This is a genomic window from Halodurantibacterium flavum, assembly GCF_042681825.1.
In the GTDB taxonomy this organism is placed as follows: domain Bacteria; phylum Pseudomonadota; class Alphaproteobacteria; order Rhodobacterales; family Rhodobacteraceae; genus Halodurantibacterium; species Halodurantibacterium flavum.
In genome coordinates this window covers 413,689-438,537 of record NZ_JBHUGH010000003.1, presented here as the reverse complement: position 1 = coordinate 438,537, position 24,849 = coordinate 413,689, and the positions used below count along the sequence as shown (strand labels likewise).

Below are 24,849 nucleotides of genomic sequence, written 5' to 3'. Positions count from 1 at the left end.
CAAGGCGACGATTGACGAACCCGCCCCGCGGCGATACCGCGGGGATCATCGTCGCAGGGGGGGCACATGACCGCAAGTCACGCAGAGCTTTGGGCCATCGCGCAGGATCTTGCGGATGTGGCGCGGCAGGAAACGCTGCGCCATTTTCGCAGCCCGGCCCTGCAGGCCGAAACCAAGGAAAGCGATCGTTTTGACCCGGTCACGCAGGCGGACCGCGCGGCCGAGGCCGCCATGCGCGCGATCCTCGACGAACGTCGTCCCGACGATGCGATCCTGGGTGAGGAATTCGGGCACAAGCCGGGCACAAGCGGGCTCACCTGGGTGCTCGACCCCATTGACGGAACGCGCGGATACATGTCGGGCACGCCCACATGGGGGGTCCTGATCTCGGTCGCCGATGACACGGGACCGCTGATGGGCATCATCGACCAGCCCTATATCGGGGAACGGTTCTCCGGAGGTTTCGGCCGGGCCGAGGCGACGGGGCCGCTGGGCAAGGCGCCTCTTGGCTGTCGTGGGCCCCGGCCGCTGCAAGAGGCGGTTCTTTTCTCAACCTTCCCCGAGGTCGGGACCGAGGCCGAGGAACGCGCGTTCCGCGCGCTGTCCCGCCAGGTGCGCCTGACGCGCTATGGCATGGATTGCTATGCCTACGCCCTTGTCGCGGCGGGGCAGATCGACCTGGTGGTCGAGGCGGGTTTGCAGCCCTATGACGTTCACGCGCCGATTGCGGTTATTCAGGCGGCGGGCGGCATCGTCACCGACTGGACCGGCGGCCCCGCCCATGGCGGCGGTCGCATCGTCGCGGCCGCGAACCGGATCATTCACGAACAGGCGCTGGCGGTGCTTTCGCAGGCGTAACGTCACGCCCGCCGGCCCAGACCGCGCGGATGGCCCGGTCGTCGCCCATCATGATCGTCGGGAAGAGCGCCTCCCACAGGGTTTCGGCGCGTTCCGCGCGCTGCGCGATGGCGGGGGTCGAGGCCAGATCGACCGCGATCACATCCGCCTCCATCCCCGGGGCGAGCGTCCCGATCCGGTCCCCCAGCCGCAGTGCCTGCGCAGACCCGGCGGTCGCCAGCCACCAGAGCTGCGCCGGGTGGATCGCCTGCCCGCGCAGTTGGGCGATTTCATAGGCCGCCGCCATCGTCCGCAGCATCGAAAAGCTGGATCCGCCCCCGGTGTCGGTCGCAAGACCCACGCGCATCCGCCCCTTCAGCCCCGCCAGATCGAAAAGGCCCGAGCCGATGAAGCTGTTGGAGGTCGGGCAATGCACCACCGCCGCGCCCATCTCGGCCAGCCGGTCCTTTTCGCGCGGTTCAAGATGGATCGCGTGGCCGAATACCGCCCCCGCGCCCAGCAGGCCAAAGGCTTCGTAGGTATCGAGATAGTCCCGCGCCTGCGGAAAAAGGTCCCTGACCCAGGCGATCTCGTCCAGTTGCTCGCTCAGATGGGTCTGCATCAGGCAGTCGGGATATTCCGCCCAAAGCGCACCCAGCGCCGCCAGCTGTTCCGGCGTCGAGGTCGGCGAAAACCGCGGTGTGATCACATAGGACAGGCGATCCGTGCCGTGCCAGCGCTCCAGCAGGCGCTTGCTGTCGTCATAGGCGGATTGCGCCGTGTCGCGCAGGCCTTCGGGGGCGTTGCGGTCCATGCAGGTCTTTCCGGCCAGCGCCCGCAGCCCCCGCGCCTGCGCCTCGGTGAAAAAGGCATCCACGCTTTCGGGATGGATCGTCGCGTAGGAGCAGAGCGTCGTCGTCCCGTTTGCCAGCGTCAGATCAAAGGTCCGGGCCGCGATGCGCCGCGCATAGTCCGCATCGGCAAAGCGCATTTCTTCAGGGAAGGTGTAGGTGTTCAGCCAGTCGATCAGCCGCTTGCCCCAGCTTGCGATGATCGCGGTCTGGGGGAAATGGATATGCGCATCCACGAAGCCGGCCGAAAGCACTGCGCGCCCATAGTCATGCACACGCGCCGCAGGGTTCCGGGCACGCAGGTCCGTGGCGGTGCCCATCTCTGCGATGCGCCCGTCCTCGACAAGGATCGCGCCATGGGGGTCATGCCGGGCGGCGGCCTCTCCGGTCTCGAAAGGATCGGCGGTAAAGGTGAGGGTCTGTCCCAGAAGAAGGTCGGGCAAGGCGGGCTCCTTTGTCTCGGGGCCAGTCTAGGGGGCCGCGCCGCTGGCGTAAATCGGCCTGTTGCTCGTCCCCCCGGTCGGGTAAGGTCGCGCCGACGCCAAGCCAATGACCGGAGGCCCGCCATGTCCGACGAAACCTTGGTCCGTTCCATGCGGGAAGACGATCACGTCACCCTCGATCAGGTGAGGCTCGAGGCCATCCTCGATGCGGTCGAGCGGGAGGATCAGCATCGGCTTGCCGAACTGCTGGAACCGCTGCATGGCGCCGACATCGCCGACCTTCTGGAACAGATCAGCCCGGCCGAGCGGCGGGGGCTGCTGACGCTCTGGTCCGGGCATATGGACGGCGAGACGCTGTCCGAGATCGACGAAAGCATCCGCGAGGAGGTGATCGAGTTTCTCCCGCGTGAGGTTCTGGCCGAGGCCGTGCGGGAACTCGATTCCGATGATGTGGTCGACATCCTCGAGGATCTGGAGGAGCCGCAGCAGGAAATCATCCTCGACGCGCTGGAGGATGCCGACCGCGTGGCGGTCGAACAGGCGCTGGCCTATCCGGAATATTCGGCCGGGCGGCTGATGCAGCGGGAAACCGTGGTCGCGCCGCAGGACTGGACCGTGGGGCAGACGATCGACTTCCTGCGGCAGGAAGAATGGCTGCCGGCCCAGTTCTATCACGTCATCCTGGTGGACCCCAGGATGCGGCCCGTGGGCCATGTCTCGCTCGGTCGGATGCTTGCGGCGCGGCGCGATGTCCGGTTGAACGACATCACCGAAGACGGGTTCCGCACCATCCGCGCGACCGAAGAGGAATCCGAGGTCGCCTATCTCTTCAACCAGTATCACCTCATCTCGGCGCCGGTCGTGGATGAAAACGACCGTCTTGTCGGTGTGATCACGATCGACGACGCAATGAACGTTCTGGATGAGGAACATGAGGAGGACATTCTGCGTCTTGCGGGTGTGTCCGAGGAAAGCAGCCTTGCCGACGGCGTTCTGGAAACCGTCCGCCAACGTCTGCCCTGGCTGGTGGTGAACCTCTTTACCGCGTCGCTTTCGGCGGTCGTCATCTCGATGTTCGAGGATACGATCTCGGCACTTGTGGCGCTTGCCGCGCTGATGCCTATCGTGGCCTCGACCGGCGGCATCGGCGGAACCCAGTCGCTTGCCGTGGCGGTGCGGGCGCTCGCGACGCGCAGCCTCACAAGCTCCAACGCCGGGCGGGTCGTGCGGCGGGAGCTGTTGACCGGGATACTCAACGGGACGGGCCTTGCGATCATCCTCGGTCTTGCCGGCACGCTGATCTTTGGCGATCCGATGCTGGGCATCGTGCTGGGGCTCGCCATGGTCGCGAACCAGATGGTTGCGGCGCTGGGCGGGGCGCTGGTGCCGCTGACGCTCAACCGGCTCGGGTTCGACCCGGCGCTGGCATCGGGCACCTTTGTCACGACCCTGACCGATGTGATGGGCTTTTTTGCCTTCCTCGGCCTTGCGACGATTCTTCTGCTATGACCGGCACCGCGCCCGATCCGACCGAGGCCAAGAGCCGCGCGCGTCAGGCGGCGCTTCTGGCGCGCGATCTGGCCCATGCGGCGGGGCAGGGGGCGGCGGCCGACCATCTGCGGGCCGCCATCGGGTCAGAGACGGGAAAGATCCTTGCCGGCTACATGCCGATGCGGAACGAGATCGACCCGCTGCCTGCGATGGCCGCCCATCAAGGGCCGGTCTGTGTTCCGGTGATCGTGGGTCGGGGGCAGCCGCTGCGTTTTCGCGAATGGACGCCCGACGCGCGGATGGTGCGCGGCACCTTCGGTGCCCTTGTGCCGGCAGAGGGCGCGTGGCTTGAACCCGATCTTCTGATCGTGCCGCTGGTCGCCTTTGATGCGCGCGGCTTCCGGCTTGGCTATGGCGGCGGTTTTTACGACCGCACGCTGGAAATCCTGCGCGCCAGAAAGCCCGTCGTCGCCATCGGTTTCGCCTTTGGCGCGCAAGAGTTGCCCGAAATTCCGGTCGAGCCGGTCGATCAGCCGCTCGATGGCATCGTGACCGAGCGGGGCGTGACATGGTTCCGCTGACGGCCGCAGCCCCGGCGTGCTGAAACCCGTTGGCCACTGAAGGGCGATGCGATAAGGCTTTGCCTCATGAAGATTCTCTTTCTTGGCGATGTCATGGGTCGGGCGGGGCGTGCCGCCGTGGCAGAACAGCTTCCGGCGCTGCGCCGGGAATGGGCGCTCGATTTCGTGGTGGTGAACGGTGAAAACGCGACGGCCGGCGCCGGCCTTTCCCCTGCCCATGCCAAGGAAATGCTCGACGCAGGCGCCGATTGCATCACGCTGGGCGATCACGCCTTCGATCAGCGCGACATGCTGGGCTATGCCGAGCAAGAGCCGCGCATCATCCGCCCCCTCAACTACGCCAAGGGCGCGCCCGGTCGCGGCGCCCGGGTGTTCGAGGCCACCGGCGGGCGCCGCATTCTGGTTGCGCAGGCGCTTGGACAGGTCTTCATGAAGCGCCCGTTCGACGATCCGTTCTCGGCGCTTGAAACGGTGCTCAAGGCGCATCCGCTGGGCGGTGCGGTGCAGGCGGCGCTGATCGACATTCATTGCGAGGCGACGTCGGAAAAGATGGCCACCGGCCACTGGTGCGATGGCCGTGCCAGCGTGGTGGTCGGGACCCATACCCATGTGCCCACCGGCGACGCGCAGATCCTGCCCGGCGGCACCGCATATCTCAGCGACGCGGGCATGTGTGGGGATTACAACAGCGTGATCGGGATGGAAAAGCTCGAACCGATCCGCCGCTTTGTCACAGGCATGTCCAAGGGACGGTTCGAGCCTGCGGCGGGCCCTGCAACGCTTTCGGGTTTCTATGTCGAGACGGACGACCGGACCGGCCTCGCAACCCGCGCCGTGATGGTCCGTCTCGGTGGCCGCCTGCAGGAGAGTCGCCCCTGATGGCGCACCTCGCCCCGCTGGTCGCATTGCTGGGCATCGGGGCGCTTTGGGGGCTCACCACGCCTTTGACCAAGATCGCGGTGGGCGGGGGTCATGCGGCCTTCGGCATCATTCAGTGGCAGGTCGCGGTCAACATCCTGGTGCTTGGCAGCATCTGCCTTTTGCGGCGCAGGACCCTGCCCATGGGGCCCGCGCATCTGCGGCTTTACCTTGCGGTCGGGCTTATGGGCATGGTTCTGCCGCACAGCGCCTCTTACACGGCGGCGGCGCATCTGCCGGCGGGGGTGCTGTCGGTCGTCCTGTCGCTCGTCCCGCTTTTTGCACTGCCCGTGGCACTGGTGCTGGGGTTGGAGAGGTTCCACCCCCTCCGCGGCCTCGGCCTTGCGCTGGGCGCGGCAGGGATCGTCGTTCTGGCGCTGCCGCAGCTTGCGCTGCCCCAGGCCGGGGCGCTGATCTTTCTGGTCGTGGCAGCACTGGCGCCGCTCTGCTATGCGATGGAGGGGGCGTTCGTCGCAGGCTTCGCCGTGCGCGACATCGATGCGATGCAGACGCTGCTCGGGGCTTCGGTCGTGGCGCTTGGCGCGGTCACACCTGTGGCGATCCTGACCGGGCAGGTCATCCTGCCACCTGCCGCCCCCACCCTGGCCGAGGTGGCGATCCTTGCCGGCGCGGTGGCGAGCCTGATGGCCTACACGGGCTATGTCTGGCTTCTGTGCCGGGCAGGATCAGTATACGCCGCGCAGGTTGCCTATCTGGTGACAGGCTGCGGTGTGGTCTGGTCGATGCTCCTGCTGGGCGAGCGGTATGGAAACAGCTTCTGGTTCGCGCTCATCCTGCTCTTTGGCGGCCTCTTTCTTGTGCAGCCCAAGGCAGGCCGTCACAAAGCCGATGTGATTGAAGTGGTTAAAAGGTTGCCCGGAAACGGGCGTGAAGCATAGGTTTCCGGCGAGAGGCAGGAGAGATCATGTTGGGGTTCGAGTTTTCCGCGACGACCGAGGCATTGCTGGCGATCGCGATCGTCATCGGCATGTTCGTGATGTTCCTGCGCGAGGTTTATCCTGTCGAGGTGGTGGCGATCAGCGGCGCCGTGCTGATGCTGCTGCTGGGCATCCTGCCGGTCGAGGCGACGATGCAGGTCTTTTCCAACAACGCGCCCTGGACCATTGCCGCGCTCTTCATCATCGTGGGGGGCTTGGTGCGCACAGGGACGCTGGACTGGGTCACGCATCTGGCGGCCGTGCATGTGGAAAAGCGGCCGTTGCTGACGCTGGTCGTGCTGTCGCTTGGCGTGCTGGCCCTCTCGGCCTTCGTCAACAACACGCCGGTCGTGGTCGTGATGATCCCGATCTTCATGCAACTGGCAAAGCAGCTGGGGAAATCGCCTTCCAAGCTGATGATCCCGCTGTCCTATCTTTCGATCTTCGGCGGAACGATCACGCTGCTGGGCACCTCGACCAACCTGCTGGTCGACGGCGTTGCGCGCGCCCAGGGGCTGGAGCCGTTCCACGTCTTTGAAATCACCTGGGTGGGGCTGACGCTGGCGGCCGTTGGGGTCGGCTATCTGGCGCTTCTGGGGCCGCGGCTGCTGCCGGATCGCGATTCACTCACCGGGATGCTGACCGACCGGTCGCGGATGAAGTTCTTTACCGAGGTCGCCATCCCCGAAGAAAGCGGCCTGATCGGACGCTCGCTCGATGAGGTGGAGATATTCAAGCGTGGCGGGGCCCGGGTGGTGGACGTCCTGCGCGGCGATGCCTCGCTCAGGCGGGAACTGGCCGAGGTCGTGCTGGCGGCGGGCGACCGGGTCGTGTTGCGGACGCCCATGTCCGAGGTGCTGGGCCTGCAGCAGAACCGCGAATTGCGGCTGGTGGACAAGCTTTCGTCGGTCGAAACGACGACGGTCGAGGTGCTGATCACCCCCGGTTGCCGGATGGAGGGGCGGACGCTCGGCTCCATGCGGTTGCGCCGTCGCTACGGAGTCTATCCGCTGGCCGTGCATCGTCGGAACCAGAATATCGGCCGGCAGCTGGACGATCTGGTCGTGCGTGTCGGCGATACGCTTTTGCTTGAAGGGGCGCCGGGGGATATCCAGCGCCTTGCAACCGACATGGACCTTGTGCAGGTCGGCCAGCCGTCCGAGCGGGCGTTCCGCCGGTCCCATGCGCCCATCGTGATTGCGGTTCTGGTGGGGATCGTGGTCCTGTCGGCGCTGAATATCGCGCCGATCCACATCCTCGCCTTCATCGGGGTGGCCATCGTGCTTGTCACCCGCTGCATTGACGCGGATGAGGCGCTGGCCGGCATCGATGGCCGGCTTCTGGCGCTGATCTTCGGCATGCTGGGGGTGGGCGCCGGTCTCGATCATTCGGGGGCGGTGCAGCTGATCGTCACCACGGTCGCGCCATGGCTCGGGGGGTTGCCGCCCTTCGTGCTGATCCTCTCGATCTATGCGCTGACCTCGGTCCTGACGGAACTTGTGACCAACAATGCCGTGGCCGTCGTGGTCACGCCGCTGGCCATCGGGCTCGCACATTCGCTGGGGATCGACCCGCGCCCGCTTGTCATCGCCGTGATGATGGGGGCCTCGGCCAGTTTCGCGACGCCCATCGGCTATCAGACCAACACGCTTGTCTACGGCCCGGGCGGCTATCGCTTTTCGGATTTCCTCCGGATCGGGCTGCCGCTCAATGTCGTGATGGCGGTTGCGGCGACAATCGTGATATCGCTGTTCTACTGACCGGGCCCGGAGCCCGCCGCAGAGATTGCCACGGAGACTGTCGATGCGTCTTGCCCTTGCCGCCATTCTGATGCTTGCGGGCTGCGCGGCCTCTCTCACGCCGCGCCCGACCGAGGTGGATTTTGCCCCGAACGGCGATCTGACGGTCCGTCTGTCCGACTGGCAGCGATGCACCGGCACGCGCGAGCTTGCCATCCGTCGCGCCGATGGCTGGAGCGGGACGCTGGAAGGCTGCAGCCCCGCCTATCGCTATGACGTGGCACTGGAGCCGAACGCGATACGCTCGGCCCTCGGCCGGCTCTTCGGCTTTTTCCCGGGCATGGGCGTCGTGACGGTCAGCGACAATACCGGCAGGGCGTGGCGCTTTGACGTGCCGCCGCCGCTTCCGTCCCGCTGATCAGAGAGGCCAGAAGATCAGGATCGCCGGCAGGCCCACCGCAAGGACGATCGCCTCCAACGGCAGGCCCATCCGCCAGTAGTCGGAAAAGCGATAGCGGCCCGGCCCAAGGATCACCGTGTTGTTCTGATGCCCGATGGGGGTGAGGAACGCGCAGGATGCCGAGACCGCCACCGCCATCAGAAAGGGGTCCGGACTGACGCCCAGCTGTTCGGCGACCCGGATGCCTACCGGCGCGGCAAGGATCGTTGTGGCGTTGTTGTTCAGCACGTCCGACAGGAACATGGTGACCACCATCAGCAACAGGAGGCTCACCCAGGCGGGCCAGCCCTGGGTCAGGACCAGGAGCCCCGAGGCGATCAGCGCCGACCCGCCCGTCTGGTCAAGCGCCAGACCAAGCGGGATCATCGAGCCCAGGAGCACGATCACCGGCCAGTCCACATGGTTGTAAAGGTTCTGCAGCGTCAGGATGCGTTGCAACACATAGCCGATGATGACAAATCCAAGCGCGACCGGCATCGTCATCAGCGAGAATGAAACCGCGACGATTGCCGCCGCGAAAAGCCCGAGTCCCCACCAGACGTGACGCTCGTTCGTGACGCTCGTACCGCCAGCCAGCGGCAGCCCGCCCAGCCACTGGACCACATCGCCTTGCGTTTCCTCGGGCACGAGCAGCAGAAGGATATCGCCCGGAAAGATCACCGTGCGGCGCACCCGGTCGCGGATCGTCCTGCCCTCGCGCGAGATGCCCATGAGGATCGTGTGATGCCGCCATCCCAGCCCGAGCGCCTGCGCCGTCTTGCCGACGATGCGGCTGTCGGCGGGGATCACGACCTCGACCAGGTTCATGCCGTCGCCGGTGATCTTCGCCTCGGTCTGGCTGCGGTTCTTGGGATAGTCGAGCTTGGTGATCGAGCGGAATTCGTTCAGGGCCTCGGGGCTCGCCTCGACCACCAACACGTCCCCCGCCTCCAGCGTCGCGTTGCGGACGGGGCCATAGCGGGTTGACCCGTCCTCACGCCGCAAGGTCAGGATCGCGAGATCGCTGCGTTCCGCGTCGGGTTCCAGATCGTAGATCTGCCGGCCGATCAACTCGGATTCCTCGGGCACGACAAGTTCGGCCACGTAGTCGTCGATCAGCGCATTCGCCATCTGGCCGTCGGACGACCGGATCGGGATCAGCCGCCAGCCGATCGTCGCGATGAACACGATCCCGGCCACCGTGATCACAAGGCCCACCGGCGCAAAGTCGAACATCCGGAACGGCTCGCCCAGCGATTCCTGCCGGAAACTCGCGACAAGGATATTGGGCGGCGTGCCGATCAGCGTCAGCATCCCGCCGAGGATTGTCGCAAATGACAGCGGCATCAGCGTGCGGCCCACGGCGCGCTTGGCCTTTCGCGCCGTCTGCATGTCGACCGGCATCAAAAGCGCAAGCGCCGCGATGTTGTTCATGAAGCCCGACATGATCGCGCCCACGCCGCCCAGCACCGCGATATGCCGCGCCGTGCCCCGGCTGCTCGACACCAGCCGCCGGGTGATAAGCTGGACGCCGCCGGACCGGGTGATCCCGGCCGATGCGATCAGGACCAGCGCGACGATGACCGTCGCCGGATGCCCAAAGCCGGAAAAGGCGTCTTCGGCGGGGATGACGCCCGCGACCACCCCCACCAGCAGCCCGCCAAAGGCCACGATGTCGTAACGGTAGCGCCCCCACAGAAACAGGATGAGGAGCACGGCGAATATGCTGAAAAGCACGATCTGGTCGGTTGTCATTCCTGTCCCGCTGAAAGGCCCGTCCGGCACCAGAATAATCTTCTCTGACGGGTATTGCCCGCATTAACGCGCGCCGGGCCGGAAAGGGTCCGCGACTTGCGGCATCACCGGCCTTTGGATTATAGAGGCCCGCAATTCCAGTGTATCCGATCGGAGAAGATCATGGCGGGCCATTCCAAATGGGCGAACATCCAGCACCGCAAGGGGCGGCAGGATTCGATCCGCTCCAAGCTGTTTTCGAAATTGTCGAAAGAGATCACCGTCGCCGCAAAGATGGGCGATCCTGACCCGGAAAAGAACCCGCGTCTGCGTCTTGCCGTCAAGGAAGCCAAGTCGAACTCGGTCCCCAAGGACGTGATCGAGCGGGCGATCAAGAAATCGCAGGGTGGCGACGCCGAGAATTACGAGGAAATCCGCTATGAGGGCTATGGGCCGGGCGGCGTCGCGGTGATCGTCGAGGCGATGACCGACAACCGCAACCGGACCGCCTCGAATGTGCGTTCGACCTTTGGCAAGCATGGCGGGAACCTTGGGGAAACCGGGTCCGTCTCGTTCATGTTCGACCGCAAGGGGCAGATCATCTATCCCGCATCCGTGGGTGACGCCGACAGCGTGATGATGGCGGCCATCGAGGCCGGCGCCGAGGATGTCGAAAGCTCGGATGAGGGGCATGTGATCTGGTGCGGCGACACCGACCTTGCCGATGTGTCCTCGGCGCTGGAGGGAAGCCTCGGGGAATCCGAATCCTCCAAGCTCGTCTGGAAGCCGCAGACGACGACCGAGCTTGACCTCGAAGGCGCGCAAAAGCTGATGAAGCTGATCGACGCCCTGGAAGACGACGATGACGTGCAGAACGTCACCGCCAATTTCGAGGTGCCGGAAGAGGTCATGGCGCAGCTTTGACATAAGGCGTCAGGCAGCCCTGCCCGCATGCGCCCAAGGGTGTGAGAGAGGCCGTCCCCATAGGGGCGGCTTTTTTGCCGGCGCGGGCTTGCCGTTGATCCGCCGATAGTATCTGGTCGCCCCCATCATGACGTCAGCCAAACCGCCCGAACATCCTGTCATCGGCATCCTCTGGATGCTGGCGACGGGTTTCCTGTTCGTGGCGATGACGGCGGGCGTCAAATATGTGGGCCCCGATGTTCCTCCGGCGCAGTCGGCCTTTCTGCGCTTTGCGCTTGGGCTGGTCTTTCTGCTGCCGATGTTGCCCGCGCTTTTGCGGATGCGCCTGTCGCGCAGCGCGATATGGCTGACAGGGGTGCGTGGGGCGGTCCACACGGTCGGCGTGATCCTGTGGTTCTATGCGATGACGCAGATCCCGCTGGCCGAGGTCACGGCGATGAACTACCTCAATCCGATCTATGTGACTTTGGGGGCGGCGCTCTTTCTGGGGGAACGGCTCGCGGCGCGCAGGCTTCTCGCGGTCGCGGCGGCGCTTTTCGGGGCGATCCTCATCCTGCGGCCGGGCTTCCGGGAAATCTCGCCGGGCCATATCGCCATGCTCGGGACGGCCGCGGGGCTTGCCGCGTCCTATCTCATTGCGAAACGGCTTTCAGGGGAGATGGGCGCGGCGATGGTCGTCGCGCTTTTGTCGCTGAGCGTTACGGTGCTGCTCGCACCGCTTGCCTGGTGGGTCTGGGTGCCCGTGACGGCGCATCAGATGGTCGTGCTGTTCCTTGTCGCGGGGGCCGCGACCGCGGCGCATTACACGATGACACGCGCCTTCGCCGCGGCCCCTGTCACCGTGACCCAGCCGGTGACCTTCCTGCAATTGCTCTGGGCGACGTTGCTCGGCGCCTTCGTCTTTCACGAACCGATCGACGGGTGGGTGATCCTGGGTGGGGGGATCATCATGGCGGCCGTTCTCTTCATCACCTGGCGTGAAGCCGTGCTGCGGCGTCGTATCGTTCCGGCGACCGTTGAAACCTAGCTGCGGGGGTGGAGCAGACGGGCCAGCACGCCCTCGCGCGTGATGCGCCCGATCGGTGTGCCACGCTCGGTCACGGTCAGCGCGGGCAGGTCGCCCAGCCGGGCCATGGCCTCGCGTATGGGAATCTCTGCCTCGACGGCCGCACCATTCGCCACGCCGGGTTCCAGCGCATCGCGCGCGGTCAGCACGCCGAGCGGGTTCATGTGGTTCACGAAATCCGCCACATAATCCGACGCCGGCGCCGAATAGATTTCCCGGGCGGTGCCGCACTGGACGATGCGCCCGCCCTCCATCAGCGCGATCCGGTTGCCGAGCTTGAACGCCTCGTCCAGATCGTGGCTTACGAAGATGATCGTACGCTTCAGCCGCGCCTGCAGTTCCAGAAGCTCATCCTGCAGCCGGGCGCGGATCAGGGGGTCGAGTGCGGAAAAGGGTTCATCCATCAAGAGGATCGGTGCCTGCGTCGCAAACGCCCGGGCAAGGCCCACGCGCTGCTGCATCCCGCCCGAAAGCTCGCCGACCTTGCGGTCCGCCCATTGCGCGAGCCCCACCAGTTCAAGTTGTTCCTCGACCGCGCGGCGGCGTTCCTTTTCGCCCTGACCGGCGAGTTCCAGCCCCAGCCCCACGTTTTCACGCACCGTCCGCCAGGGCAAAAGGCCGAATTGCTGAAAGACCATGGCGACATGGCGCAGCCGCAGCCGGCGCAGCGTCGCCTTGTCCGCGTTTGTGACGCTGACCATGCCGTTGCCGTCATTCACCCGCACCTCGCCGCGCACGACGGGGTTGAGCGCATTGACCGCCCGCAGCAGCGTCGATTTGCCGGAACCGGACAGCCCCATCAGCACAAGGATCTCGCCGCTTTCGACGCGCAGCGAACAGGCATGCACCCCCAGAACCTGCCCGGTCGCCTTCTGGATGTCCGACCGGCTTTGCCCTTCATCCATCAGCGGCAGCGCCTTTTTCGGATGCTCGCCAAAGACGATGGAGACGTTGTCGAACTCGACGGCAGTTGTCCCGTTGGTCATTTCGCCCGCTCCCGCCGCAGCATCCGGTCCAGAAGAACCGCGACCACCACGATCACAAACCCCGATTCAAAACCAAGCGCCGTGTTGACGGTGTTGAGCGCCCGCACCACCGGCACCCCCAACCCGTTCGCGCCGACCAGCGCCGCGATGACGACCATCGACAGCGACAGCATGATCGTCTGGTTCAACCCGGCCATGATCTGCGGCAGGGCATAAGGAAGCTCCACCTTCCAGAGCCGCTGGCGCGCCGTGGCGCCAAAGGCGGTCGCGGCCTCCATCAGGGCGGCGGGGGTCGAGGAAATGCCAAGATGCGTCAGCCTGATCGGGGCGGGCAGCACGAAGATGACCGTGGCGATCAGGCCCGGAACCATCCCGATGCCAAAGAAGACGATGGCGGGGATCAGGTAGACAAAGGTCGGCAGCGTCTGCATCAGGTCCAGCACCGGCCGCATCCAGGCATAAAGCCGGGGCCGGTGGGCGGCGGCGATGCCGATCGGCACGCCCAGCCCCATGCAGACCACGCAGGCCGACAGCACGAGCGTGAGGCTTTCGGTGGTGGCGCGCCAGTAGCCCTGATTGAGGATGAAGAGAAACCCGACCAGCACCAGCAGGCAGGGCTTCCACGACCGCTGGATGATCCAGGTGAGCACGACAAACACCGCCACGATGGCCAGCGGGGGCGGGGTTTGCAGCACCCAGAGGACCGTCGCGATCAGCCATTCCATCGCGGCGGCGAGGTTGTCGAAGAACCATGCGCCATTGATCTGAAGCCAGTCGAACAGGTCCGCCGCCGTCCGGCCCACAGGTATCTTGGTTTCGGTGATCCAGTTCATGCGCCTCTCGCAGGTTGGGCGTGTCAGGCAGAAGAAGGTCGTTCCGAACTTCCGCTTCGGCCCGCGCGCAACGCACACGGGCCGGCGATGGCGCGCCTACCGGCGCGCGGGCCGGCGATGGCGCGCTTATAAGGCGCCCGGAGCGTCAGCCGGCAAGCGCCGTTTCGACAGCGGGCAGACCTTCGCCGCCGTCAAGCGTGGTCACGCCGTCCAGCCAGGGGGCCAGAACGTCGGTATTTTCCGAAAGCCACTGGCGTGCGGCGGCCTCGGGCTCCATCCCCTCATCGAGGATAAGGGCCATGACCTCGTTCTCAAGCTCCAGCGTGAATTCGAGGTTCTGCAGGAAGAGGCCCGTGTTGGCGCATTCCTCGACATAGCCGGCGCGCGTGAGCGTCCGCACCTCGGCGCCACCCAGATCGGGGCCGAACCAGTCATCGCCGCCTTCCAGATAGGTCATCTCGAAATTGGCGTTCATCGGGTGCGGTTCCCAGCCCAGAAAGACGATGGGTTCCCCGCGCCGCGTCGCACGATCGACCTGCGCCAGCATCCCCTGCTCTGAACTTTCGGCGACGTCGATGGCGCCAAGGCCAAAGGCGTCCGCCTCGATCATGTCGAGGATCAGCCGGTTGCCGTCATTGCCCGGCTCGATCCCGTAGATACGGCCGCCCAAGGCGTCGGCATGTTCGGCGATGGTGTCGAAGCTGACGATGCCAAGCTCGGCCCCTGCCGCATTGGTCGCCAGCGTGTATTTCGCGCCCGTCAGGTTGGTGCGCACCGTGTCAATGGTCCCGGCTTCGCGGTAGGGGGCGATATCGGCCTCCATCGTGGGCATCCAGTTGCCAAGAAAGACGTCGACATCGCCGCTGGCCAGCGAGGTGAAGGTCACGGGCAGCGACAGCAGCACCGTTTCCGTCTGATAGCCGAGCGCGTCGAGAACCACGCTTGCCACCGCGGTCGTTGCGGTGATGTCGGTCCAGCCCACGTCGGAAAAGGTCACGCTGTCACAGGCCGCATGGGCGGGCAGGGCCAGAACCGCCGTGGCAGTTGCCCCAAGCAGAGCCGAACGTATCGTCATCGCATCTCCCCTTCGTTTTTCTTGATTGACGAGTCAATAAACTTCAATGTAGCCCCGGATTGCAAGTCAGAATTGGAAAAACCTATGCCGAAGCTCGGGATGGAGCCTATCCGAAAGGCCGCACTGGTAAAAGCGACCATTGCCGAGATCGGTTCCGCCGGCTCGCTTGACGTGACGGTGGGGCAGATCGCGCGCCGGGCCGGCATGTCGAGCGCGCTCGCGCATCACTATTTCGGCGGCAAGGAACAGATGTTCCTCGCGGCGATGCGTCATGTCCTCACGCTTTACGGGGCGGCGGTCAGGGCGGCGCTGCAGGGCGCGAACACCCCCCGCGCCAGGCTGGAGGCGGTGATCCGCACCAGCTTTGCCCCCGCCGAGTTCCGGCGAGAGGTCGTTGGCGCCTGGCTCAACTTCTACGTTCTGGCGCAGACCGTGCCCGAGGCCAAGCGCCTGCTGCGGGTTTATCAGCGGCGGCTGCACACGAACCTTGTCCATGACCTGCGGCCACTGGTCGGGCGGCGGGCGCCGGATGTGGCGGTGGGGCTCGGGGCGATGATCGACGGGGTCTATCTGCGCGAGGCCCTGTCAGAGGACACGCCGGATGGCGCTGCGGCAGCCGAAATGGTGCTGGCCTATCTGGCGGCGGAAACAGGAAAGGCGAACTGATGCGTGCACAACCTACCGCAAGCCATTTCGTGGATGGCCGCTATCTGGAGGATGCGGCGGGCGAAACGCTCGACGTGATCTACCCGGCAACCGGCGAGGTCATCGCCCGCCTGCATGAGGCGACGGATGCGGTGATCGAGGCCGCGCTTTCCTCGGCTGCGCGGGCGCAGGCGGACTGGGCGCGGATGAAGCCGGTCGAGCGGGGCCGCGTCCTGATGCGCGCCGCGGCCATCATCCGCGACCGGAACCGAGAGCTGAGCGAACTGGAAACGCTCGATACCGGCAAGCCCTTGCAGGAAACGCTGGTGGCGGATGCCACGAGCGGGGCCGATGCACTGGAATATTTCGCGGGCATGGCCGCGACCGTCACAGGCGAGACGATCCCGCTCGGCCAGGATTTTGTATATACAATTCGAGAGCCGCTGGGCGTCTGCGTCGGCATTGGCGCCTGGAACTATCCGACCCAGATCGCCTGCTGGAAGGGCGCGCCTGCGCTGGCCTTCGGCAATGCGATGATCTTCAAACCGTCCGAGACGACGCCGCTTTGCGCGCTGAAGGTCGCGGAAATCCTGATCGAGGCAGGTCTGCCGGCGGGGCTTTTCAATGTCGTGCAGGGCCGGGGGGCTGTCGGGGGGCGGCTTGTGACGGATGCGCGGGTGGCCAAGGTGTCGCTGACCGGATCGGTCGCCACGGGCCGCAAGGTCTATGCCGCCGCTGCCGAGGGGATGCGCCATGTCACGATGGAACTGGGCGGCAAGTCGCCGCTGATCGTCTTTGACGACGCAGATATCGAGGACGCGATCGGGGGCGCGATGCTGGGGAACTTCTATTCCTCGGGGCAGGTCTGTTCCAACGGCACGCGCGTCTTCGTGCAGCGCCCGCTGCTCGACCGGTTTCTGACCCGGCTGAAGGTGCGGACCGAGGCGATCGCCCTCGGCGATCCGATGGACGAGGCGGTGCAGATGGGGCCCCTGACCAGCGCGGCGCAGCTTGACAAGGTCATGGGCTATATCGAGGCCGGAAAGGCCGAAGGGGCGCGCCTTGTGACCGGCGGGACGCGGCCGGACCGCCCCGGCTTTTACGTCACGCCCACCGTTTTCGCCGATGTGACGGACGACATGACCATCGCGCGCGAGGAAATCTTTGGCCCCGTCATGGCGGTGCTTGCCTTTGATGATGAGGAAGAGGTCATCGCCCGCGCGAATGCGACCGAATACGGGCTTTCGGCCGGGGTCTTTACCCGTGACCTGACACGGGCGCATCGCGTCGTAGCACAGCTGCAGGCCGGAAGCTGCTGGATCAACAGCTACAACCTCGCCCCGGTCGAGGCGCCGTTCGGCGGGGTCAAGCTGTCGGGCGTGGGGCGCGAAAACTCGCGCGCGGCGCTGGAAAGCTACACCCAGGTCAAGAGCGTCTATGTCGGCATGGGGCCGGTCGATGCGCCCTACTGACCACGGCTGACGGACTTGGCCTGAGGGGCCTTGGGCGCGGACCCCAGGGCGACAACTCACTGGATAATGGCGAGCGCCGGGCCCGACCGCGCACGCCCGATGCGATGGAGCGTGGGATGGAAGCGGATTTCGTGATCGTTGGCGCAGGCTCGGCCGGCTGCGCGATGGCGTATCGGCTGTCAGAGGCGGGGGCCTCGGTTCTGGTGATCGAACATGGCGGCAGCGATGCGGGCCCCTTCATCCAGATGCCCGGGGCGCTGTCCTACCCGATGAACATGGGGATCTACGATTGGGGTTTCCGGACGGAACCCGAACCGCATCTGGGCGGAAGGGTGCTCGCCACGCCGCGCGGCAAGGTGATCGGCGGCTCATCCTCGATCAACGGAATGGTCTATGTGCGGGGTCATGCGCGCGACTTCGACACCTGGGCCGGGATGGGCGCGCAGGGCTGGGCCTATGCCGATGTCCTGCCCTATTTCAAGCGGATGGAAAACTGGCACGAGGATGGCGACGCTGACTGGCGCGGCCATGACGGGCCGCTGCACGTGACCCGGGGCGGGCGGTCCAACCCGCTGTTCGACGCCTTCATCGCGGCAGGGCGGCAGGCCGGCTATCCGGTGACGCGTGACTATAACGGCCAGCAGCAGGAAGGGTTCGGCCCGATGGAGGCGACGATCCGGGACGGGCGGCGCTGGTCGGCGGCCAATGCCTATCTGCGGCCCGCGCTTCGGCGCCCGAACTGCGATCTGGTCCGCGCGCTTGCCCGCCGCGTGGTGATCGAAGGCGGCCGGGCCGTCGGGGTCGAGGTGATGCGCAAGGGCCGGGTCGAGGTGATCCGCGCGCGGCGCGAGGTGGTGCTGGCGGCCTCATCCATCAACTCGCCGAAGCTGCTGATGCTGTCGGGGATCGGGCCTGCGGCGCATCTGGCCGAACATGGCGTGCCGGTGATCGCGGACCGCCCGGGGGTGGGGCAGAACCTTCAGGACCATCTGGAAATCTACATGCAGTTCGCGGCCAGCCAGCCCGTCACGCTGTTCCGCTACTGGAACCTCTGGGGCAAGGCCTGGGTGGGGGCGCAGTGGCTGTTGCGGGGCCGGGGGCCGGGCGCCTCGAACCAGTTCGAAAGCTGCGCCTTCATCCGGTCGCGGGCCGGGGTCGAATACCCGGACATCCAGTATCATTTCCTGCCCATCGCGGTCCGCTATGACGGCAAGGCGGTGGCCGAAGGACATGGGTTCCAGGCTCATGTAGGCCCCATGCGGTCGAAAAGCCGGGGCGCGGTCACGCTGCGGTCCGGCCGCCCCGAGGATGCGCCGCGGATCCAGTTCAACTACATGTCGCATCCCGACGACTGGGCGGATTTCCGGGCCTGTGTCCGTCTGACACGCGAGATCTTTGACCAGCCGGCCTTTGCACCGTTCCTGAGGCATGAGATCATGCCGGGGCCGGGCGTCGTCACGGATGACGAGATCGACGCCTATCTGCGCGAGCATGTCGAAAGCGCCTATCACCCCTGCGGCACGGTGCGGATGGGGCGGCGGGACGACCCGATGGCGGTGGTCGACGCAGAGGCACGCGTGATCGGGGTGGACCGTCTGCGCGTGGCCGACAGCTCGATCTTTCCGCAGGTGACGAACGGGAACCTGAACGCGCCCTCGATCATGGTGGGCGAAAAGGTCTCGGACCACCTGCTGGGCCGGAACCCCCTGCCGCGCGAGAATCTGGAGCCGTGGATCAACCCGAACTGGCAGGTCTCGCAGCGCTGAAGACGCAGTTAAGGTTTCATTAATCTTCGTTAACATTTCTCCTTGATCGCGGCGCCAAAAGCGCCGAGATCGGGAGAATGTTAAGATTTTGTTCCCTCTTCATCCTCATGCTGATGCCGTGCCTTGCCGCGGCGCAGACGGTTCAGGGCACGGCGCGGGTCGTGGATGGCGACACGCTTGCCATCGGGCAGGAACGCATCCGCCTCTTCGCCATCGACGCGCCCGAGATCGGGCAGCAATGCGACACACCTGCTGGCAGCTGGGCCTGTGGCCGCTGGTCGCGCGATGTGATGGCCGGGCTGGTCGGCGGGCGCAGCGTCACCTGTCAGGGGATCGAGCGGGACCGCTATGACCGGCTGGTCGCCCGATGCGAGGCCGGCGGGCAGGACCTGGGGGCGGCCATGGTCCTGCAGGGCGCGGCGCTCGCCTATACCCGCTATGGCTTCGACTATGAGGAACATGAAAAGAGCGCCGCCATCGCGGGGGCCGGCATCTGGCGCGGCACGTTCGAGGAGCCGGAGACCCTGCGGGCCGCTTCCCGCCAGTCCGCCGGCGCGGGGTCGGCTGCGGGCGCCGGGTCGGGCGGCGGCTGCAACATCAAGGGGAACATCTCTGGTTCAGGGCGCATTTACCACATGCCCGGGCAGGAATATTATGACCGGACGGTGATCGACACCCGCCAGGGGGAACGCTGGTTCTGCTCCCCCGCCGAGGCGGAGGCCGCGGGGTGGCGCAGGGCGCGGCGGTAGCAAGGAGACGCAGCGATGGACCTCGAGACACGGCAGGGACTGCCGGACGGGCTTCGGGTTCTGGCAGAACAATATCCGCGCGATCTCTGGACCAGCCACAGGAATTTCGACGGGCTGACGCGTTTCTGGCTGGAACGGCACATGATGTTCCGCACGCTCCTGGACCGGATCGGCGGTGAAACCCGCGCCTTTGTGGACCGGGATCGCGACGCGCGGGCCTTTGCGGCCGATACCGCCCGCACGACGGGCTTTCTGCTGAACGATCTGCACGGCCATCATCAGATCGAGGATCATCACTATTTCCCCATCCTCTCCGGCCTCGACGGGCGACTGGAACAGGGGTTCGAGCTGCTCGATGCCGATCATCACGCGCTCGATCACCATCTGCACGACCTTGCCGATGGCACGAACCGCATGTTGCAGGCCATCGCCGACGGGCGCGGCCGGGATGAGGCCGGGCGGCTGGAAGCCCGGATCACAACGTTCGCGGGCTTTATCGACCGGCATCTGCTGGATGAGGAAGACCTCGTGATCCCCACGATCCTGCATTATGCGCCCCGACTGTGAACCGTGGTTCTGATCGGCGGGTCAGCCGTCGATTTCATAGGGCAGAAGGCCCCGCCGGTCGGGATTGACCCGCAGGCGCCGTTCCAGCGGCGGCACGGACCGCTGATGGCAGTCGCGCCGTTCGCAGATGCGGCAGGATATGCCGATGGGCTCGAACCGGCGCATGTTCATGTCATCGGCATAGACGAGCGCGTCCGCGTGCTGAACCTCGCAGCCCAGCCCGATGGCATAGCGCCGGACGGGGGCGTTGAAGGACCCGCCGGGCTTTGACACCTCTCGCGCCAGACAGAAATAGCGCACACCGTCCGGGGTTTCGGCGAACTGGCGCAGGAACTGCCCCGGGGTTTCAAAGGCGCGATGCACGTTCCACAGGGGGCAGGCGCCGCCAAAGCGCGCGAATTGCAGCCGTGTGGCGGAATGGCGCTTGGTGATCGTCCCTGCCTGATCGACGCGGACAAAGAAGAACGGCACGCCCTTTTCGCCAGCCCGCTGCAGCGTCGAAAGCCGGTGCGCCACCTGTTCGACCGACGCGTCGAAGCGGTCCGCCAGAAGCTCCAGATCGTGGCGGGTCTCTCTCGCTGCGGCAAGGAAAGCACGATAGGGCATGAGCGCGGCGCCCGCGAAATAGTTGGCAAGGCCGATCTTGGCGATGGCGCGCGCGGTCGCCGACTGGAACCGCGCAAGGTCGAGCGTCGCCTCAAGCAGGTCATTGCGTGTTGCAAGCGCGACCTGATGCAAAAGCTGGAACCGGCGCGTTGCCGGCGCGGCGCGGGCCGAGAGCAGCAGACGCGATCCATCGCGCAGGTAAAGATCCTGCCCCGGCTCTTCGCTGAGTTCGACCCTGATCCCGCAGGCGGCGAGCGTGGCGACAGTGTCCGCCCCATCGGCCGCAAACCGTTCGGCCGCGCGGTCCACCGCGTCGATGTAATTGTCGCAATAGTGGAAAAAGTCGCGCACCTCTTCCCAGGGAGAGGGCCGCAGGCCGTCGCGGCCTTGGGCCTCATCCATGGCGGCGAGGCGTTCGTGACCCTGCCGATAGGCGCTGTGCAGTTCCAGAAAGGCCCGCGCAAGCCCCGGCGCATTCGAGGCGACAAGCCGCAGATCGGCAAGGGCAGGGGCGTGATCGGCAAAAAGCGGATCGGCCAGCGCCTCGCGCATGTCGCTCACGATGCGTTCGGGCTCACCGGTCGAGAATTCGGTGACGTTGAAGCCGAATTCCCGTGCAAGGGCCAGCACGACGCCGGTGCTGACGGGGCGGTGGTTGTTTTCCATCTGGTTGAGATAGGGGAGCGAGACGCCCAGCCGCGCCGCAAAGCTGCGCTGCGTCAGCCCCGCGCCGGTGCGGATGTCGCGCAGCTTGGCGCCCGCGTAGAGTTTCTGCTGCGCCATGATACGCCCTTTGCAACCCCGGTGGCAGAGGTTTGCAAATCGCAGGCGCAGCGGTCAAGCGTCACTTGAGGCCGAGCCGCGCCGCCCGGCGCATCACGAAAAGGATCGACGCCACCGCACCAATGGATGGCACGAGCATCACGATGAGCAGCGGCATCGCCGATGTTCCGCCTGCAAGCACGACGCCTGCCAGCGCGGACAATGCCGCCCCGCCGCCGATCATCATGGCGCCCCCCAGCCCGCTTGCCGATCCTGCAAGATGCGGGCGCACCGACAGCATCCCGGCGGTCGCATTGGGCAGGACCAGTCCGTTTCCGAAACCGACGGTGGAAAAGAGCGCGAAGAACACCGCCGCGCCGGCCAGCCCGGCCGAATAAAGCATCATGAGCACGGCAATCCCGATCACCGTCGAGACGCTTCCGGTCAGGATCATGCGGTTTATGCCGATCCGCACCGAATAGCGCCCCGAGACGAAGTTGCCCAAGGCATAACCGACTGCCGGCGCGCCAAAGTAGAGCCCGAGTTCGGCGGGCCCCAGCCCGAACAGTTCAGACCCGACAAAGGGCGCGCCGCCCAGATAGGCAAAGAACCCCCCGACGGCGAGCGCGGCGGCAAGGCAGTACCCCCAGAACCGCTGGGACACGAGAAGCTCCGGATATTGCCGGAACTGGTCGGCGAGCGTGATCGGGCGGATAACGGCCGTCTCGCCCAGGTCGCGCCAGGTCAGAAAAAGCGTCAGGAGCCCGAAGGCCAGCATCAGAACAAAGCTCGCCTGCCAGCCGAAGGCCTGATCCAGCAAGCCGCCGAAGACCGGCGCGAACATCGGAACGATGGCCATCCCCATCGTGATGTAACCGATCATCGAGGCGGCCTCATCCTGCGGGACCATGTCGCGGACGACCGCGCGCGACAGCACCATGGTCGCAACCACGATAGCCTGCGCCATGCGGAAAAAGAGGAAGGTCACGGCCGTCGTGGCAAGCAGCGTCCCGATGGTGGCCAGGATGAATGCCACGATCGACCAGATCAGAACCGGCCTGCGCCCGAACCTGTCCGATACGGGGCCGATGAAGATCTGCAGCACCGCATTCACCGCAAGATAGAGCGAGACCGAAAGCTGCATCACCCAGTATTCGGTGCCGAAATGCAGCGTCATGTTGTTCAGCGACGGCAGAAAGACGTTCATCGCCAATGCCGAGAGGCTGGTCAACAGAACCAGCGTGAAGATATGCGGCGGCGTGCTGCGGTCGAGAAAGCGGACGACGGGTCTGGAGGTCATGCGGGCTCGCTTGGGCTGTGGCGGGTGTCGGGGCGTCCGGCCTCAGCTCCACTTGTGAAAGATGAAAAAGGCGCCCAAGGCAATGAAGCCGAAGCCGAGCGCATGGTTCCAGCCCAGCGGCTCTTTCAGGTAGAGCACCGAGAACACCGCGAAGACCGACAGCGTCAGGACCTCCTGTATGGTCTTGAGCTGCGCCGCGCTGAAATGGCCGTGGCCGATCCGGTTGGCGGGAACCTGCAGCACATACTCGAAAAACGCGATGCCCCAGCTGACCAGAATGACAGTGACAAGCGGCGCGGTCTTGAACTTCAGATGTCCGTACCACGCAAAGGTCATGAACACGTTGGAAAGCAGAAGAAGGCCGATCGTGAGGATCGGGACGGGGATGTGCGACATCTTGGACCTGCCGAAGGGCTGCGGGCCAAACATGTGGCAGCCGCGCCCGAACTACCAGAGGCCCACCGGGTATTTTGCAACTATACAGTTTGCTGGGGGCGCCCTGCAAAGAATTTGCAAATCTTCCAATTCCCGCTTTGCGCGATGGCGCTGTCGCGCTAGCCTTGGCCAAAAGGACCGGAGGCGCGCGTGAAGGATATTCTGCATCAGCTGGAGCATCGCCGCGACAGCGCACGTCAGGGCGGAGGACAGCGCCGGATCGACGCGCAGCACGCCCGGGGCAAGCTGACCGCGCGCGAGCGGATCGAACTTTTGCTCGACGAAGGCTCGTTCGAGGAATTCGACATGTTCGTCGCCCATCGCTGCACCGATTTCGGGATGGAGGATGAACGCCCCGCCGGCGACGGGGTGGTGACGGGCTGGGGCACGGTCAACGGCCGCATGGTCTATGTGTTCAGCCAGGATTTCACGGTCTTCGGCGGCTCGCTTTCGGAAACCCATGCCGAGAAGATCTGCAAGATCATGGATATGGCGGTGCAGAACGGCGCGCCGGTGATCGGTATCAACGATTCCGGCGGCGCGCGCATTCAGGAAGGCGTGGCAAGCCTCGCAGGCTATGCAGAGGTGTTCCAGCGCAACGTGCTCGCATCCGGTGTCGTTCCGCAGATCAGCCTTGTGATGGGGCCCTGCGCGGGCGGAGCGGTCTATTCCCCCGCGATGACCGACTTCATCTTCATGGTGCGCGACACGTCCTACATGTTCGTCACCGGCCCCGATGTGGTCAAGACGGTCACGAACGAGGTCGTGAGCGCCGAGGATCTGGGCGGCGCCCGGACGCATACAACCAGATCATCGGTCGCCGACGGCGCCTATGAGAACGATGTGGAGGCACTGGCCGAGACGCGCCGCCTGATCGATTTCCTGCCGCTCTCGAACCGGGAAAAGCCGCCCCGGCGCCCGTTCTTCGACAGCCCCACGCGGGTGGAGCCGAGCCTCGACACGCTGATCCCCGAAAACCCGAACCAGCCCTATGACATGAAGGAACTGATCCTGAAGGTCGCGGATGAAGGGGATTTCTTTGAGATCCAGCGCGACTTTGCGGCCAACATCATCACCGGCTTCATCCGGCTGGAAGGGTCGACAGTGGGGGTGGTCGCGAACCAGCCGATGGTGCTGGCCGGATGCCTCGACATCGACAGCAGCCGCAAGGCCGCGCGCTTTGTCCGGTTCTGCGATGCGTTCGAGATCCCGATCCTGACCTTCGTCGATGTGCCGGGCTTTCTGCCGGGTACCGGGCAGGAATATGGCGGCGTGATCAAGCACGGGGCGAAACTGCTCTTTGCCTATGGCGAGGCGACCGTGCCCAAGGTAACGGTCATCACGCGCAAGGCCTATGGCGGGGCCTATGACGTCATGTCGTCGAAACATCTGCGCGGCGATTTCAACTATGCCTGGCCCACGGCCGAGATCGCGGTGATGGGGGCCAAGGGCGCAGTGGAAATCCTCTATCGCTCGGAACTCGGCGACCCCGACCGGATCGCCGCGCGTACCCGGGACTATGAGGACCGCTTTGCCAACCCCTTCGTCGCCGCCGAGCGCGGGTTCATCGACGAGGTCATCATGCCCCAGTCGACGCGCCGCCGCGTCTGCCGGGCCTTTGCGAGTCTTCGCACAAAGAAACTGACGAATCCCTGGAAGAAACACGACAACATCCCGCTCTGAGGGTCTGCA

General features: G+C 65.6%; 23 protein-coding genes. 15 read left to right on the top strand and 8 right to left on the bottom strand.

Annotated elements, in window-relative coordinates; all coding sequences use genetic code 11:
* The first annotated feature begins 66 nt into the window (after positions 1-66).
* Complete coding sequence (gene hisN / locus ACFSGJ_RS05935; RefSeq protein ID WP_390260069.1) at positions 67-858, top strand: histidinol-phosphatase; 792 nt, start codon at positions 67-69, stop codon at positions 856-858.
* On the opposite strand, the gene guaD is transcribed toward hisN, so the two are convergent.
* Entirely contained in the window at positions 818-2,131 is a 1,314-nt protein-coding gene (gene guaD, locus ACFSGJ_RS05930; RefSeq protein WP_390260068.1) for a guanine deaminase, read from the bottom strand. The genes hisN and guaD overlap by 41 nt on opposite strands.
* A 150-nt stretch (positions 2,132-2,281) precedes the next feature.
* Between guaD and mgtE the strand changes: the two genes are divergently transcribed.
* The 6 genes from mgtE to ACFSGJ_RS05900 all read left to right on the top strand — a co-directional run bounded on the left by mgtE (position 2,282) and on the right by ACFSGJ_RS05900 (position 8,216).
* The gene (mgtE, locus tag ACFSGJ_RS05925; protein ID WP_390260133.1) at positions 2,282-3,640 is read left to right on the top strand and encodes a magnesium transporter; all 1,359 of its coding nucleotides are present in this window, start codon (positions 2,282-2,284) and stop codon (positions 3,638-3,640) included.
* Entirely contained in the window at positions 3,637-4,203 is a 567-nt protein-coding gene (locus ACFSGJ_RS05920) for a 5-formyltetrahydrofolate cyclo-ligase (RefSeq protein WP_390260067.1), read from the top strand. The genes mgtE and ACFSGJ_RS05920 overlap by 4 nt, the downstream gene beginning before the upstream one ends.
* 66 nt (positions 4,204-4,269) lie before the next feature.
* On the top strand, positions 4,270-5,082 hold the full coding sequence (locus ACFSGJ_RS05915; RefSeq protein ID WP_390260066.1) for a TIGR00282 family metallophosphoesterase: 813 nt from the start codon (positions 4,270-4,272) through the stop codon (positions 5,080-5,082).
* Positions 5,082-6,020 carry a DMT family transporter gene (locus ACFSGJ_RS05910; protein WP_390260065.1) on the top strand — a complete coding sequence of 313 codons (939 nt, stop codon included), beginning with the start codon at positions 5,082-5,084 and terminating at the stop codon, positions 6,018-6,020. The genes ACFSGJ_RS05915 and ACFSGJ_RS05910 overlap by 1 nt, the downstream gene beginning before the upstream one ends.
* 26 nt (positions 6,021-6,046) lie before the next feature.
* On the top strand, positions 6,047-7,819 hold the full coding sequence (locus tag ACFSGJ_RS05905; protein ID WP_390260064.1) for an SLC13 family permease: 1,773 nt from the start codon (positions 6,047-6,049) through the stop codon (positions 7,817-7,819).
* Positions 7,820-7,862: 43 nt separating this feature from the next.
* Positions 7,863-8,216, top strand: a complete 354-nt coding sequence (locus tag ACFSGJ_RS05900; protein ID WP_390260063.1) for a hypothetical protein — start codon at positions 7,863-7,865, stop codon at positions 8,214-8,216.
* Here ACFSGJ_RS05900 and ACFSGJ_RS05895 read toward each other — a convergent pair whose 3' ends face one another.
* Positions 8,217-9,992, bottom strand: coding sequence for an SLC13 family permease (locus tag ACFSGJ_RS05895; RefSeq protein WP_390260062.1), 1,776 nt, complete (start codon positions 9,990-9,992; stop codon positions 8,217-8,219).
* 162 nt (positions 9,993-10,154) lie between these two features.
* Here ACFSGJ_RS05895 and ACFSGJ_RS05890 point away from each other — a divergent pair, with 162 nt between their 5' ends.
* Entirely contained in the window at positions 10,155-10,895 is a 741-nt protein-coding gene (locus ACFSGJ_RS05890) for a YebC/PmpR family DNA-binding transcriptional regulator (protein ID WP_390260061.1), read from the top strand.
* 127 nt (positions 10,896-11,022) lie between these two features.
* Positions 11,023-11,922 (top strand): DMT family transporter, encoded by a 900-nt coding sequence (locus ACFSGJ_RS05885; protein ID WP_390260060.1) that lies wholly within the window; start codon positions 11,023-11,025, stop codon positions 11,920-11,922.
* Here ACFSGJ_RS05885 and choV read toward each other — a convergent pair.
* From choV to choX, 3 genes are all read right to left on the bottom strand, one after another.
* Positions 11,919-12,947, bottom strand: a complete 1,029-nt coding sequence (gene choV / locus ACFSGJ_RS05880; protein ID WP_390260059.1) for a choline ABC transporter ATP-binding protein — start codon at positions 12,945-12,947, stop codon at positions 11,919-11,921. The genes ACFSGJ_RS05885 and choV overlap by 4 nt on opposite strands.
* Positions 12,944-13,780, bottom strand: a complete 837-nt coding sequence (gene choW, locus ACFSGJ_RS05875) for a choline ABC transporter permease subunit (protein ID WP_390260058.1) — start codon at positions 13,778-13,780, stop codon at positions 12,944-12,946. Before choW ends, choV begins: the two co-directional genes overlap by 4 nt.
* 145 nt (positions 13,781-13,925) lie before the next feature.
* Positions 13,926-14,855 (bottom strand): choline ABC transporter substrate-binding protein, encoded by a 930-nt coding sequence (choX, locus tag ACFSGJ_RS05870; RefSeq protein ID WP_390260057.1) that lies wholly within the window; start codon positions 14,853-14,855, stop codon positions 13,926-13,928.
* Between the two features lie 84 nt (positions 14,856-14,939).
* On the opposite strand from choX, the gene betI reads away from it, so the two are divergent.
* From betI to ACFSGJ_RS05845, 5 genes are all read left to right on the top strand, one after another.
* On the top strand, positions 14,940-15,521 hold the full coding sequence (betI, locus tag ACFSGJ_RS05865) for a choline-binding transcriptional repressor BetI (RefSeq protein WP_390260056.1): 582 nt from the start codon (positions 14,940-14,942) through the stop codon (positions 15,519-15,521).
* A complete protein-coding gene (betB, locus tag ACFSGJ_RS05860; RefSeq protein ID WP_390260055.1) occupies positions 15,521-16,972 on the top strand; it encodes a betaine-aldehyde dehydrogenase in 1,452 nt (483 codons plus the stop codon). Before betI ends, betB begins: the two co-directional genes overlap by 1 nt.
* A gap of 116 nt (positions 16,973-17,088) precedes the next feature.
* Positions 17,089-18,738 (top strand): choline dehydrogenase, encoded by a 1,650-nt coding sequence (gene betA, locus ACFSGJ_RS05855; RefSeq protein ID WP_390260054.1) that lies wholly within the window; start codon positions 17,089-17,091, stop codon positions 18,736-18,738.
* A 77-nt stretch (positions 18,739-18,815) separates the two neighbouring features.
* A complete protein-coding gene (locus tag ACFSGJ_RS05850; protein WP_390260053.1) occupies positions 18,816-19,487 on the top strand; it encodes a thermonuclease family protein in 672 nt (223 codons plus the stop codon).
* A gap of 15 nt (positions 19,488-19,502) precedes the next feature.
* Positions 19,503-20,054 carry a hemerythrin domain-containing protein gene (locus ACFSGJ_RS05845; RefSeq protein ID WP_390260052.1) on the top strand — a complete coding sequence of 184 codons (552 nt, stop codon included), beginning with the start codon at positions 19,503-19,505 and terminating at the stop codon, positions 20,052-20,054.
* A gap of 21 nt (positions 20,055-20,075) precedes the next feature.
* On the opposite strand, the gene ACFSGJ_RS05840 is transcribed toward ACFSGJ_RS05845, so the two are convergent.
* From ACFSGJ_RS05840 to ACFSGJ_RS05830, 3 genes are all read right to left on the bottom strand, one after another.
* Positions 20,076-21,443, bottom strand: coding sequence for a helix-turn-helix domain-containing protein (locus ACFSGJ_RS05840; RefSeq protein WP_390260051.1), 1,368 nt, complete (start codon positions 21,441-21,443; stop codon positions 20,076-20,078).
* A gap of 61 nt (positions 21,444-21,504) precedes the next feature.
* Positions 21,505-22,722, bottom strand: coding sequence for a multidrug effflux MFS transporter (locus ACFSGJ_RS05835; RefSeq protein WP_390260050.1), 1,218 nt, complete (start codon positions 22,720-22,722; stop codon positions 21,505-21,507).
* A gap of 42 nt (positions 22,723-22,764) precedes the next feature.
* Positions 22,765-23,118: a DMT family protein gene (locus ACFSGJ_RS05830; protein ID WP_390260049.1), complete on the bottom strand. Its 354-nt coding sequence runs from the start codon at positions 23,116-23,118 to the stop codon at positions 22,765-22,767.
* A 189-nt stretch (positions 23,119-23,307) separates the two neighbouring features.
* Here ACFSGJ_RS05830 and ACFSGJ_RS05825 point away from each other — a divergent pair, with 189 nt between their 5' ends.
* Positions 23,308-24,840 (top strand): acyl-CoA carboxylase subunit beta, encoded by a 1,533-nt coding sequence (locus tag ACFSGJ_RS05825; protein WP_390260048.1) that lies wholly within the window; start codon positions 23,308-23,310, stop codon positions 24,838-24,840.
* The last annotated feature ends 9 nt before the right edge of the window (positions 24,841-24,849 follow it).

What these genes read in the sequence shown, in the direction of transcription:
- hisN (WP_390260069.1), top strand. Translation starts at nt 67, where the DNA reads ATGACCGCAAGTCACGCAGAGCTTTGGGCCATCGCGCAGGATCTTGCG.
- mgtE (WP_390260133.1), top strand. Translation starts at nt 2,282, where the DNA reads ATGCGGGAAGACGATCACGTCACCCTCGATCAGGTGAGGCTCGAGGCC.
- ACFSGJ_RS05920 (WP_390260067.1), top strand. Translation starts at nt 3,637, where the DNA reads ATGACCGGCACCGCGCCCGATCCGACCGAGGCCAAGAGCCGCGCGCGT.
- ACFSGJ_RS05915 (WP_390260066.1), top strand. Translation starts at nt 4,270, where the DNA reads ATGAAGATTCTCTTTCTTGGCGATGTCATGGGTCGGGCGGGGCGTGCC.
- ACFSGJ_RS05910 (WP_390260065.1), top strand. Translation starts at nt 5,082, where the DNA reads ATGGCGCACCTCGCCCCGCTGGTCGCATTGCTGGGCATCGGGGCGCTT.
- ACFSGJ_RS05905 (WP_390260064.1), top strand. Translation starts at nt 6,047, where the DNA reads ATGTTGGGGTTCGAGTTTTCCGCGACGACCGAGGCATTGCTGGCGATC.
- ACFSGJ_RS05900 (WP_390260063.1), top strand. Translation starts at nt 7,863, where the DNA reads ATGCGTCTTGCCCTTGCCGCCATTCTGATGCTTGCGGGCTGCGCGGCC.
- ACFSGJ_RS05895 (WP_390260062.1), bottom strand. Translation starts at nt 9,992, where the DNA reads ATGACAACCGACCAGATCGTGCTTTTCAGCATATTCGCCGTGCTCCTC.
- ACFSGJ_RS05890 (WP_390260061.1), top strand. Translation starts at nt 10,155, where the DNA reads ATGGCGGGCCATTCCAAATGGGCGAACATCCAGCACCGCAAGGGGCGG.
- ACFSGJ_RS05885 (WP_390260060.1), top strand. Translation starts at nt 11,023, where the DNA reads ATGACGTCAGCCAAACCGCCCGAACATCCTGTCATCGGCATCCTCTGG.
- choV (WP_390260059.1), bottom strand. Translation starts at nt 12,947, where the DNA reads ATGACCAACGGGACAACTGCCGTCGAGTTCGACAACGTCTCCATCGTC.
- choW (WP_390260058.1), bottom strand. Translation starts at nt 13,780, where the DNA reads ATGAACTGGATCACCGAAACCAAGATACCTGTGGGCCGGACGGCGGCG.
- choX (WP_390260057.1), bottom strand. Translation starts at nt 14,855, where the DNA reads ATGACGATACGTTCGGCTCTGCTTGGGGCAACTGCCACGGCGGTTCTG.
- betI (WP_390260056.1), top strand. Translation starts at nt 14,940, where the DNA reads ATGCCGAAGCTCGGGATGGAGCCTATCCGAAAGGCCGCACTGGTAAAA.
- betB (WP_390260055.1), top strand. Translation starts at nt 15,521, where the DNA reads ATGCGTGCACAACCTACCGCAAGCCATTTCGTGGATGGCCGCTATCTG.
- betA (WP_390260054.1), top strand. Translation starts at nt 17,089, where the DNA reads ATGGAAGCGGATTTCGTGATCGTTGGCGCAGGCTCGGCCGGCTGCGCG.
- ACFSGJ_RS05850 (WP_390260053.1), top strand. Translation starts at nt 18,816, where the DNA reads ATGTTAAGATTTTGTTCCCTCTTCATCCTCATGCTGATGCCGTGCCTT.
- ACFSGJ_RS05845 (WP_390260052.1), top strand. Translation starts at nt 19,503, where the DNA reads ATGGACCTCGAGACACGGCAGGGACTGCCGGACGGGCTTCGGGTTCTG.
- ACFSGJ_RS05840 (WP_390260051.1), bottom strand. Translation starts at nt 21,443, where the DNA reads ATGGCGCAGCAGAAACTCTACGCGGGCGCCAAGCTGCGCGACATCCGC.
- ACFSGJ_RS05835 (WP_390260050.1), bottom strand. Translation starts at nt 22,722, where the DNA reads ATGACCTCCAGACCCGTCGTCCGCTTTCTCGACCGCAGCACGCCGCCG.
- ACFSGJ_RS05830 (WP_390260049.1), bottom strand. Translation starts at nt 23,118, where the DNA reads ATGTCGCACATCCCCGTCCCGATCCTCACGATCGGCCTTCTTCTGCTT.